The organism is Brevundimonas sp. (assembly GCF_016463485.1).
Taxonomy (GTDB): Bacteria; Pseudomonadota; Alphaproteobacteria; order Caulobacterales; family Caulobacteraceae; genus Brevundimonas.
Genome location: NZ_JAEMRD010000019.1, coordinates 26,572 through 36,389, shown reverse-complemented (window position 1 = coordinate 36,389; position 9,818 = coordinate 26,572). Strand labels below are relative to the sequence as shown.

The window sequence follows — 9,818 nt, the reverse complement described above, 5'->3', positions numbered from 1 at the left end:
TCGCCCATCACATAGTTGCGGGCGTGGCCCATGTGGATGTTGCCCGACGGATAGGGAAACATCTCAAGCACATAGTATTTCGGCCGGCCGGTGTCCTTGGCGACGAAGGCGTCGGCCTGGGCCCAGCGCGCCTGCTGGCGGGGTTCGGCGGTCTTGGGGTCGTAACGGGCCACGGCAATCCTGGAAGCGGAGAGGGCGATCCCCTCCGCGCTCACATAGCCCGAATGGCAAGACGGCCCAAGAAAATCGGGACGCGCGTCGCGCTCAAGCAGCGAGGCTCCGCGAGCCGAGCGTTAGCGCCCCAAAAAGAGAGCGGGTTAAGCCTGCCTCAGCCCGCGTTGGCGAGGTTCAGCTGACGCGCCTTGGTCAGGATGGCGTTCTCGAGGTCGGTTTCGGTCTGGGCGGCGACGGGCGCGCCGGTCCAGGCCCCCGAGGCGTCCTTGACCTCTTTCGTCACCGTGACGTTCAGCGCATCGGCCCGCAGACGGGTGTCGAGGATGAAGACCGTGGCCTTGAAACGCTCGTTCGGGGTCTGGGGATTGACGTACCAGTCATAGTTCACGACCCCGCCCCAGGGATCCGCGGTCATAAGGGGCATGAAGCTGAGGGTGTCGAGGGTGGCGCGCCACAGATAGGCGTTGACGCCGATCCCGGCCTGGGCCGCGGCCGTGCGGGCCGCCGTATTGTCGCGCTTGCCCATGAAGGGGATGCCGCCACAGGCGGACAGCAACAGGCCGGAGGCGATGGCGGCGATCGCGACGCCCCGGGTCAGGGTCGTTGACCGGGTCCTGGCCGTCGCTGTGTGGGGGGCCATCAAGAAAATCTCCGTCAAGTCTGTGGACGCCGAACCGCTTGAGCCAGATGGGCCGCGCAGGCGCGACAGCGCCGCCTGTGCAAGGTCGACGCCGTAGCGAGGCTCTATAACACGCTGAAAAGGGGCAATGACAAGGCGAAGCTGCCCCCGTGGCGTTGCAAGCGAGCGACCCGGCCCCCACCTGTCGCGTGACGCATGGGCCACAGCCCGGTCCAGAGTCGCTGGAACCGGGGGGATTTGGGCTCGTTGCGTTGACCGAATGGTCGCGGGGTGTCTAATCGCCGCTGATCACGGTGAAGACACCGGTTCGTGTGTAGCGCGGCACCCTTGCCGCGATGAAGGGTTGGAAATGCGGTTCGGCGCGATCATCGCAGGACTTATCGGGGCCGCCGCCCTTGTGACCGTCGCCGGAGAAGCCTCCGCGCAGACGCGTTCGCGCGCGCCCGCCGTCTCCCTGTCCGAAGCCTCCGCCGCACAGCGTTCCCAGGCCGCGCCGCAACGTCGTGGCCTGCGCTGGAACGAGAACGGTCGCTGGGGCCTGAACTTCAACATGAACCAGCCGGTGGGGCGCGAGGCCCGCTGGGGCGATGCCGAAGCCGGCGCCTACTATTCCGTGACCCCGCGTCTCAGCGTCGGAGCCGCCGCCACCCTGGGCCGTCCGGCCCAGGATCCGGCGCGCGCCGCCGAGACCGATCGCCGCTCCCAGCCGCGCATCCGTCTGGAATCGATCTTCCGCTTCTAGGCTACGGACGCCGTCACCCCCGGCCTTGACCCGAGGGCCGAACGTGGTGCGAAGCCGGACAGAGGTGTGCTCTACGATCGCGTCCGCACAATCCCTTCACTCCCTGCCGACAATCCGGCCCTCGGGTCGAGCCCGAGGGTGACGGTGATGGGTTGGGAGGGCCCGTTATCCGAACGCCCGCTGGATCGCTTCAATGCCCGCGAACCCACAAGCGCCGCTGCCGAGAAGGTTTCGCACCGTGTCCGGACTGACACCACCCAAGGCGTAGACCGGAAGGCCGAGCGCCACAGTGCTGGACAAACCTTCAAGCCCAATCAGAGGTCGCGCCGACGCGCTGGCTGTCGGAAAAATCGGCGAAGCGATCAACGCGTCCAGTCCTTCCAGGCTGGTCCCATCGTGGGCTTGGTGGACCGCCGCCGTGACGATCCAGTCGGGACGCGCGGCTTTCAGCCGGGTCGCCTCCTGTCGGCGTCGGGCGGGCAGATGAACGCCATCGGCGGCGACCTCTTCAGCGAGAGCCGCATCATCCCCGATCAACAGCCGAACGCCCCGCGCCTCGGTCGCCTCTCGGAGAAGCCAGGCCGTCTCTGGCGCGTCTTCTCGTCCAAAGCCCCGGAAAACCACCGCCGCCCCCTCCGGCAGGCGCTCCGCCGTCCGCCAAGGCTCAGGCGTCCTCACCGGGTCGGTGAAGAACAGCAGGGGCGGCAAAGGGCGCGGGCTGACAGGCGCAGCGGCGCGGGCTAGAGCCACGGCGGCGTCCCACAGTGTCCTTGCGTCGCCCGAGAGGTCCATCATGCCCTCATCTCCTGTCGAGACCCCCGCGTCCATATCGACCGTGTCCATCGCCGAGCGAATGGCCCAGGTCGATGCGCGCATCCGGGCTGCCGCTGAGGCCTGCGGTCGCGATCCCGCCACGGTGGCCCTGACCGTCGTGTCCAAGACGCAAGGCGTCGAAGCCATAGACGCTGTGCTCGCGGCCGGTGCCCGGTTGTTCGGCGAGAACCGGGTGCAGGAGGCGCAAACGCGCTGGACCCAGGAACGCGCCCGGCCCACCGACGTCGAACTGCGCCTGATCGGGGCCCTGCAATCCAACAAGGCGGCCGATGCGGTGGCCCTGTTCGACGTCATCGAGACCCTGGACCGCGACAGCCTGGCCCGGGCCCTGGCCACGGCGATCCAGAAGGCGGGGCGAGCACCGCGCCTGCTGGTCCAGGTCAATACCGGTGAGGAGCCTCAGAAGGCGGGGATCATCCCCCGCGACCTCGACGCCTTCCTCAGATCCGTCCGCGACGACTACGGCCTTTCGGTCGAGGGTCTGATGGCCATTCCGCCGGTGGACGAGGCGGCGGGACTGCATTTCGCCCTGCTCGGCAAACTTGCCGCGCGCAACGGTCTCAAGGTCCTGTCCATGGGGATGAGCGGCGATTTCGAGACGGCGATTCGGTTCGGCGCAACCCATGTCCGGGTCGGATCGGCGATCTTCGGGGAACGAAAGTCGCCCGAGGCACCCTCTAGGGTCTGATTCCGCTTCATTTTCCGGCCTGCCCTTGGCGGATCGGTCAAGCCTCGCCATTGTTGAAGACATGCCCACAGCCAAAACCCTGCTCATCATCGACGACGACGACGACCTGCGCGAGGCTCTGGCTGAACAGCTGGCCCTGCACGAGGAGTTCCGCACGGTCCAGGCCGCGACGGCGACCGAGGGCGTGAGGCTCGGCCGGGAAATCCGGGCCGACCTGATCCTGCTGGACGTCGACCTGCCAGACATGGACGGGCGAGAGGCCTGCCGCCTGTTGCGCAAGGACGGGGTCTCGACCCCCGTCATCATGCTGACGGCCCAGGATTCGGATGCCGACACCGTGCTGGGGCTGGATTCGGGGGCCAACGACTATGTGACCAAGCCCTTCCGGTTCGCCGTCCTGCTGGCCCGCATCCGCGCCCACCTGCGCAGCCATGAGCAGTCTGAGGACGCCGTTTTCGCCATCGGCCCCTACGAGTTCCGGCCGGCGGGCAAGCTTCTGCTCGACGACAAGGGCAAGAAGATCCGGCTGACGGAAAAAGAGACCAATATCCTCAAATACCTGTACCGCGCCGGGGCCAAGCCGATCTCGCGCGAGGAGCTTCTGACCGAGGTCTGGGGCTACAACGCCGGGGTCACGACCCACACGCTTGAGACCCACATCTATCGCCTGCGCCAGAAGATCGAGCCCGAGCCGGGCGCGGCGCGTCTGCTGCTGACCGATGCAGGCGGTTATCGCCTCCAGCCGTGAGCCCGGAACCATTTTCCTGCCGCGCAACTTATCGTGGCGAAGCGACTGGTCCTCGGTGGCGACCCCGCTAGAATGACGTCGCCGGCCATGTCGGTCGGAGCGTCTTTCGGGGAATCCATGTCCATTCGTCTCGCCAGCGTTACGGCCCTCGCCGCCGTCCTGACCCTATCAGCTTGCGCAACGTCCGAAGACGTCGTGCCCGTTCCCTACACAGTCAGTCAGGCCGCGCCGGTGCCGGGCGCCGGATCGATCCAGGTCACGGTCGCCTCCACCGACGCGCGTACCGAAAACCGCGCCCGTATCGGTGCCCAGATCAACGGCTACGGCATGGAGATGGCCGCGATTCGCTCTGACACAGAGGTGACCGAGATCGTTCGCGCCGCCATCGCCGACGAACTGCGCCAGCGCGGCTATGCGGTCGGGGAGGCCGGATCGCGCATCAACGCCTCGGTCGAGACCTTCTACAACGACTTCTCGGTCGGGATGTTCGCGGGCAAATCGACCGGCACGGTTGCGATGACCATCACCGTCGCTGGCCGTTCGGGGGCCGAGGTCTACAGCCGCCGCATCGAGGGCTCGGCCGAACGGAGCGTGCAGCTGGCCAACGGCGGCAATGCCGCGACCAGCCTTTCCCAGGCACTGTCGGCGGCCCTGGCCACCCTGATGGACGACCCGGCCTTTACCGCCGCCCTGTCGAAATAATCGAACGACGGCCTCCCGATCCCGGGATCGGGAGGCCGATCCGTCAGTCTGCGAAGGCCCGATCGCACAGGGCCTTGCCGAAGGCCCGGCTCATCTGTTCCTCGGCCTGACCCATGCTGACGGCCGCGATCAGGCCGCCGCCACCCGTGGACTGGTTGATTTCATAGTCGCCGACGATCTCTCCCGTCGCTGGATCGATCAGGGCGGCGGAGCCACGAATGACGTTGGAATCGCCGACCAGGACCGTCATGGCGGCGTTGGCACCCTTCATCTCGATGATGCGGACGTTGAGGCGCAAGGGACTCGACCCCGTCGCGCATTTGGCAAGTTCCTCGCGCACCCGGGTCTCGAAGATTCCGGCGAACTCGGCCGACACCGTGTCCGGCTTGGCCACCAGCACGATGTCTCCGATCGAGGCATCGCGCGCCCGATCGGCCGACAGCGGCTTGATGGTATCGCCCGTACTCGACGTCACACAGCCGGACAGACCGGTTGCAAGGAAAAGGCCTGTCGCCAGAACCAAGATCGCCCTGGGTATTTCGAGACGCATATTTTCAATCCCTCGCGTCTTTCCGACGCCGGCCGAGACTTAGCCGAAAGCGGCTGTGCTGCAACCGGGGAGAGTGGCTTCAGAGCACCCCGAACAGCCGCAGTGCCTGATAGCCGGCGCTGAGCAGCACCACCGCGCCGACACCATAGGTCAGGACGCGCTTGGGGGCGATCCGGGCGATGATGCCGGCGAACGGCGCGGCCAGCAGACCGCCGACGATCAGGCCGACGACCGACATGGCGTGGTTCACGACCCCGTCCGCCTGTTGCCAGTGACCGGTCAGCAGGGCAGCCAGGAAGGTTGCCGAGATGGTGGCGGTGACAAAGAATTCGGCGGTGTTGGCGGTGCCGATCGAGATGCGCGGATCCTGGCCCGAGCCGACCATGGTGGTGGTGACCGTGGGGCCCCATCCCCCGCCGCCGATGGCGTCGAAGAAGCCTCCGACCAGACCCAGCGGCCCCGCCAGTTTCGTTGGAAAGACCCGTTCGCGCGTCTGTTTGGTCGCGCGCCAGATGATGACGAAGCCCATGATCGACAGATAGGCGGTGATCCAGGGCTTCAGCAGGTCGCCGTCGATGCTGGTCAGGACGAAGGCCCCCAAGCCTCCGCCCAGGGCCCCGCCCAGGGCCAAGGGCACGAACAGGCCCCAGTTGACGTTCTTGTTGACCGCGTGGGACCCGGCCGATGCGGCCGTCGTGAAGACCTCGGCGGCATGGACGCTGGCTGAGGCCGTCGCCGGCGGCACGCCGAAGGCCAGCAGTACGGTCGACGAAATCACCCCGTAGGCCATGCCCAGGGCACCGTCGACGATCTGGGCGCCGAAACCGACGAGGAGGAAGATCCAGAAGTCTTGCATGGAGGCCTGTGTTGAAACCGTGGTCGGGTTTTCAGACGCGACCGCCCCACGGTAAAGCGACAAATCCTAGCGGTGGAGGGGAGTATTCCTCGCATCGTCAGAGCGGTGGGGCTCAACCGGCCCCGGTTCGCGCCACGGCGTCCAGAACCTCACGGCCCGTATAGGGTTTGAGCACCAGGGCCTCGGCCAGTTCGGCGTGACGCGCGGCTGCCGGGAGGTCTCCCGAGAGAAACAGGCTTCGCACGCCCCACCGGGTCTTGAGCGTTCGGGCAAGCGCGATGCCGTCGCCCTCGCCAGACAGATTGATGTCCAGCAGGGCCAGGTCGATCGGCTGAAGCGCCGCCATGGCCTCGGCCGCCTCGGCACTGTGGAAGGGTCCGATGATGCGGTGACCGGCCTCGGACAGCAGGGCCGTCAGGTCGGCGGCCGTCTCCGGATCGTCCTCGACCAGCATCAGGGTGTAGGTCTCGGTCGAGAGGGGCGTCGTCGTGTCGCCCGGTGCGGTCTGGCGGATCAGGACGGCACGCAGGTCGGCCCAGACCTCGGTGTCGGCTCTGTCGATATCGAGGTCATAGACTCCGGCCAGGGCCTTGAGCTCGGCCGACGCGGTTTCGGTCATCCCGTCGCCGTGGACCTGACCCAGCAGCCGATCGTAGAGAGCGCACAGGCGTTCGATACTGTCCTGGAGCGGGGCTTCGGTGGTGGGTGTCTCAGGGGGACGGTCGAACATCGGGGCAGCCTCCGGGTTGAACAGCGGGACCAGACCTAAGCCTCGGCGGCCCTGACCGTAACCGCCTCTGACGCCAACGTGAGACCGGCTCACGCGGGGGTCACAATCGCGCCATCGCGCGCATCGGCCGCACACCGGGCGCGGACGCATCGACACGGCGCCGCCCGCCGGAGTAAAGACGCCCCTCCTTTCAGAACAGGCGACCTTCCCCTTGCGACTGCCCCAGGCCCGGCTCGATCAGGTGCTCGACCGCTTCCACCAGGTGGAGGCGCGGATGGGTGCGGCCAGCGACGGTCAGGAGATCGTGCGCCTGTCCAAGGAACACGCCGAGATGAAGCCGGTCGCGGACGCGGTCCAGGCCCTGGCCCGAGCCCGCGCCGAGATCGAGGATCTGGCCGGGATGGCCGAAGACCCCGAGATGGCGGCGATGGTCGCCGACGAGCTGGAGACCCTGAACGCCCGGCTGCCGGACATGGAGCGCGACGTCGCCCTGCTGCTGGCACCGCGCGACGCCGACGAGAACGCCTCGGCCGTGCTCGAAGTCCGTGCCGGAACCGGCGGGGACGAGGCCGCCATCTTCGCCGGTGACCTGTTCCGGATGTATTCGCGCTATGCCTCGACGCGCGGCTGGCGGGTCGAACTGGACTCGGCGACCGAGGGCGACGCCGGGGGCTACAAGGAGATCATCGCCACCGTCACCGGCGACGGCGTCTTCGGCCGGCTCAAATTCGAGTCAGGCGTCCACCGTGTCCAGCGTGTCCCGGCGACGGAAACGCAAGGGCGCATCCACACCTCGGCCGCCACGGTCGCCGTCCTGCCCGAGGTCGAGGACGTCGAGATCGACATCCAGGACAAGGACATCCGCATCGACACCTTCCGCGCCTCCGGCTCGGGCGGCCAGCACGTCAACAAGACCGATTCCGCCGTGCGCATCACCCACTTCCCGTCCGGGATCGTGGTGACCTCGTCGGAAAAGAGCCAGCACGTCAACCGCGACAAGGCGATGAAGAACCTGCGGGTGCGGTTGTACGACATGCAGCGCCAGATGAAGGACAATGCCCGCTCGGATGCGCGCAAGTCCCAGGTCGGCTCGGGCGACCGCTCCGAACGCATCCGGACCTACAACTATCCGCAGGGCCGGGTGACCGACCACCGCATCGGTCTGACCCTGCACAGCCTGCCCCAGATCATCGAGGGCGACATCGACCCCCTGCTGAACGCCCTGATCGCCGAGGATCAGGCCGCCCGGCTGGCGGACCTGGAGGCGGAGTTCTCCTAATAGGCCACCGACCCGGCCTCGTCGCGGGTCTGGGGTCCGACCTTCTGGTGCGACCGGACCCAGCCGACGATCGATAGCCGGTCCCGGGCGGCAAACGAGGACACTTGGGTCACGGCGTGACGCGTCGGCACGACGAACAGATTCAGCGCATTGAAGGCCGGGACCCAGCCGTGCTCGATATGTCCGTCACGACCATAGAAGACCAGGTTGCCGCCCCAGTCGGCGCGCCAGTCGCGGCTGAAGTTCAGGACATAGCCGTACAGCCGGTTCTTCCCCACCGAAGTGTCGTTGTGGGCGGTCAGGACGTGACCGGGGCGGTAGCGGCTGGCCTGGGCGTCGCACAGGTCGATGCGGTCGTCGCCGGTGAGTTTGCGCAGAAAATCCAGGCATTCGCGGCTGTTCAGCCAGTCCAGCACGGCGTCGGCCGCGTCCTGATCGCCCCGCCCGTCATCCAGACCGACCCGCTCCAGCCCCAGGCGGCGGGTGTCGAAGATGTACTGCGGCACCGGGCTGGTTCCGTCGACCGCCGTCTCGTCCAGCCAGGACTGGCGCGCGGGATCGGCAGCCCGCCGCCCGTCCAGCGGCACCTCGAAATGGGCCCCGCCCGCCGCGACCGTGGTCTTCCACCGCGTCTCGGCCTCCAGCACCCCCGCCACCGCCTCGGCGCAAGGCGTGGCCAGGATGTTGGGGATATGCAGCCGCTGCCGCCCGGCGAAGGCCGCCGCCAGCGATGCGACGTCCAGATCGGGCGATAGCCGGATGTCGCTCACGCCCCGCGCCTTCAGGATTCGACCGTCACCACGATCTTGCCCATGGCCGACCGGTCACCCAGGGCCTGGATTGCATCCCCGGCCCGTTCCAGCGGGAAGGTCTTCGAGATACGCGGCTTGATCTTGCCCTCGGCGTAGAGTTTCAGCAGGTCGGCGACATTGGCCGCGTGACCGGCCGGATCGCGCGCCACGGCGGCGCCCCAGAACACCCCGATCACCTGTACCGACTTCAGCAAGGTCAGGTTCAGCGGAAAGGACGGGATCCCCGCCGGGAAGCCGACCACCAGATATCGGCCGTACCAGTCCATCGATCGAAGCGCGGGCTCGGCATAGTCGCCGCCGACCGCGTCATAGACCACGTCCGGCCCATCCTTGCCGCAGGCCAGCTTGAGCTCGCCCGACAGTTCCTTCTGGGCCGCCTTGTCCATGGCGCCAGCCGGATAGATCAGGCCGTTGTCGGCCCCCAGTTCGAGGGCAAACTGGACCTTGTCGTTGGTGGAGGCGACGGCCGTGACCTCGGCGCCCATGGCCTTGCCCAGCTCGACCGCCGCCGAACCGACCCCACCGGCTGCCCCCAGCACCAGCAGCCGCTCGCCGGGTTTCAGGTTCGCCCGGTCCTTGAGTGCATAATAGCTGGTGCCATAGGTCATGATGAGGGCGGCGCCCTCCTCGAACGACATTCCGTCCGGCATCTTGATGACCGATTTTGCGGGCACGGCGATCCGCTGGACCAGGCCGCCCCAGCCGGGCACGGCGATGACCCGGTCGCCCTTGAACACGCCCTTGACGCCTTCGCCGACCCCCTCGACCACGCCCGCCACCTCGGCACCCGGCGAGAAGGGGCGCTGCGGCTTGAACTGGTATTTGTCCTCGATGATCAGGGTGTCGGGGAAGTTGATGCCGACCGCCTTGACCTCGATGATGACCTCGCCGGGCTTGGGCGTGGGGTCCAGCACCTCTTCGAACACCAGGGTTTCGGGACCGCCGACGGCCTTGGACAGGATGGCGCGCATCTTCTGGGGTCTCGCTTCGCTCGGACCGCCTAACGCGCGTTGCGCTGCTTGAGGCGGTCTTGTCAGGTGAGGGTCGGCCAACGCCCCCGTGG

Annotated in this window: 13 protein-coding genes; 5 read left to right on the top strand and 8 right to left on the bottom strand. The window is 67.5% G+C overall.

The genetic code is table 11. The annotated features are described in order from the left end of the window. On the bottom strand, window positions 1-173 hold a 173-nt coding region (locus JHC99_RS05095), incomplete at its 3' end, for a hypothetical protein (protein WP_292152377.1). A 155-nt stretch (window positions 174-328) separates the two neighbouring features. Continuing rightward, entirely contained in the window at window positions 329-814 is a 486-nt protein-coding gene (locus JHC99_RS05090; protein ID WP_292152376.1) for a DUF3576 domain-containing protein, read from the bottom strand. A 349-nt stretch (window positions 815-1,163) separates the two neighbouring features. On the opposite strand from JHC99_RS05090, the gene JHC99_RS05085 reads away from it, so the two are divergent. Next, a complete protein-coding gene (locus JHC99_RS05085; protein ID WP_292152375.1) occupies window positions 1,164-1,556 on the top strand; it encodes an NtrZ family periplasmic regulatory protein in 393 nt (130 codons plus the stop codon). A 165-nt stretch (window positions 1,557-1,721) separates the two neighbouring features. On the opposite strand, the gene JHC99_RS05080 is transcribed toward JHC99_RS05085, so the two are convergent. Next, entirely contained in the window at window positions 1,722-2,351 is a 630-nt protein-coding gene (locus JHC99_RS05080; RefSeq protein WP_292152374.1) for a thiamine phosphate synthase, read from the bottom strand. Between JHC99_RS05080 and JHC99_RS05075 the strand changes: the two genes are divergently transcribed. From JHC99_RS05075 to JHC99_RS05065, 3 genes are all read left to right on the top strand, one after another. Continuing rightward, the gene (locus JHC99_RS05075) at window positions 2,350-3,078 is read left to right on the top strand and encodes a YggS family pyridoxal phosphate-dependent enzyme (RefSeq protein ID WP_292152373.1); all 729 of its coding nucleotides are present in this window, start codon (window positions 2,350-2,352) and stop codon (window positions 3,076-3,078) included. The two genes, JHC99_RS05080 and JHC99_RS05075, sit on opposite strands and share 2 nt — an antisense overlap. Before the next feature lie 61 nt (window positions 3,079-3,139). Then, the gene (locus tag JHC99_RS05070) at window positions 3,140-3,826 is read left to right on the top strand and encodes a response regulator transcription factor (protein ID WP_271145818.1); all 687 of its coding nucleotides are present in this window, start codon (window positions 3,140-3,142) and stop codon (window positions 3,824-3,826) included. A gap of 117 nt (window positions 3,827-3,943) precedes the next feature. Then, window positions 3,944-4,528, top strand: coding sequence for a YajG family lipoprotein (locus tag JHC99_RS05065; protein ID WP_292152372.1), 585 nt, complete (start codon window positions 3,944-3,946; stop codon window positions 4,526-4,528). A 43-nt stretch (window positions 4,529-4,571) separates the two neighbouring features. Here the strand turns inward: JHC99_RS05065 and JHC99_RS05060 are convergent, their stop codons facing one another. The 3 genes from JHC99_RS05060 to JHC99_RS05050 form a co-directional block, all read right to left on the bottom strand. Next, entirely contained in the window at window positions 4,572-5,078 is a 507-nt protein-coding gene (locus JHC99_RS05060; protein WP_292152371.1) for a hypothetical protein, read from the bottom strand. A gap of 79 nt (window positions 5,079-5,157) precedes the next feature. Further along, on the bottom strand, window positions 5,158-5,934 hold the full coding sequence (locus JHC99_RS05055) for a sulfite exporter TauE/SafE family protein (RefSeq protein ID WP_292152370.1): 777 nt from the start codon (window positions 5,932-5,934) through the stop codon (window positions 5,158-5,160). A 112-nt stretch (window positions 5,935-6,046) separates the two neighbouring features. Continuing rightward, a complete protein-coding gene (locus JHC99_RS05050; RefSeq protein ID WP_292152369.1) occupies window positions 6,047-6,664 on the bottom strand; it encodes a response regulator in 618 nt (205 codons plus the stop codon). Between the two features lie 211 nt (window positions 6,665-6,875). On the opposite strand from JHC99_RS05050, the gene prfA reads away from it, so the two are divergent. Continuing rightward, window positions 6,876-7,943, top strand: a complete 1,068-nt coding sequence (gene prfA, locus JHC99_RS05045; protein WP_292152368.1) for a peptide chain release factor 1 — start codon at window positions 6,876-6,878, stop codon at window positions 7,941-7,943. On the opposite strand, the gene JHC99_RS05040 is transcribed toward prfA, so the two are convergent. Together JHC99_RS05040 and JHC99_RS05035 are read right to left on the bottom strand one after the other, a co-directional pair. Beyond that, window positions 7,940-8,713, bottom strand: coding sequence for a 2OG-Fe(II) oxygenase family protein (locus JHC99_RS05040; protein WP_292152367.1), 774 nt, complete (start codon window positions 8,711-8,713; stop codon window positions 7,940-7,942). The two genes, prfA and JHC99_RS05040, sit on opposite strands and share 4 nt — an antisense overlap. An 11-nt stretch (window positions 8,714-8,724) precedes the next feature. Continuing rightward, window positions 8,725-9,726 (bottom strand): NADPH:quinone oxidoreductase family protein, encoded by a 1,002-nt coding sequence (locus JHC99_RS05035; RefSeq protein WP_292152366.1) that lies wholly within the window; start codon window positions 9,724-9,726, stop codon window positions 8,725-8,727. Window positions 9,727-9,818 lie beyond the last annotated feature (92 nt).

Excerpts from the sequence above, each read along its gene's own strand:
- JHC99_RS05090 (WP_292152376.1), bottom strand. The coding sequence starts at position 814 with ATGGCCCCCCACACAGCGACGGCCAGGACCCGGTCAACGACCCTGACC.
- JHC99_RS05085 (WP_292152375.1), top strand. The coding sequence starts at position 1,164 with ATGCGGTTCGGCGCGATCATCGCAGGACTTATCGGGGCCGCCGCCCTT.
- JHC99_RS05075 (WP_292152373.1), top strand. The coding sequence starts at position 2,350 with ATGCCCTCATCTCCTGTCGAGACCCCCGCGTCCATATCGACCGTGTCC.
- JHC99_RS05080 (WP_292152374.1), bottom strand. The coding sequence starts at position 2,351 with ATGATGGACCTCTCGGGCGACGCAAGGACACTGTGGGACGCCGCCGTG.
- JHC99_RS05070 (WP_271145818.1), top strand. The coding sequence starts at position 3,140 with ATGCCCACAGCCAAAACCCTGCTCATCATCGACGACGACGACGACCTG.
- JHC99_RS05065 (WP_292152372.1), top strand. The coding sequence starts at position 3,944 with ATGTCCATTCGTCTCGCCAGCGTTACGGCCCTCGCCGCCGTCCTGACC.
- JHC99_RS05060 (WP_292152371.1), bottom strand. The coding sequence starts at position 5,078 with ATGCGTCTCGAAATACCCAGGGCGATCTTGGTTCTGGCGACAGGCCTT.
- JHC99_RS05055 (WP_292152370.1), bottom strand. The coding sequence starts at position 5,934 with ATGCAAGACTTCTGGATCTTCCTCCTCGTCGGTTTCGGCGCCCAGATC.
- JHC99_RS05050 (WP_292152369.1), bottom strand. The coding sequence starts at position 6,664 with ATGTTCGACCGTCCCCCTGAGACACCCACCACCGAAGCCCCGCTCCAG.
- JHC99_RS05035 (WP_292152366.1), bottom strand. The coding sequence starts at position 9,726 with ATGCGCGCCATCCTGTCCAAGGCCGTCGGCGGTCCCGAAACCCTGGTG.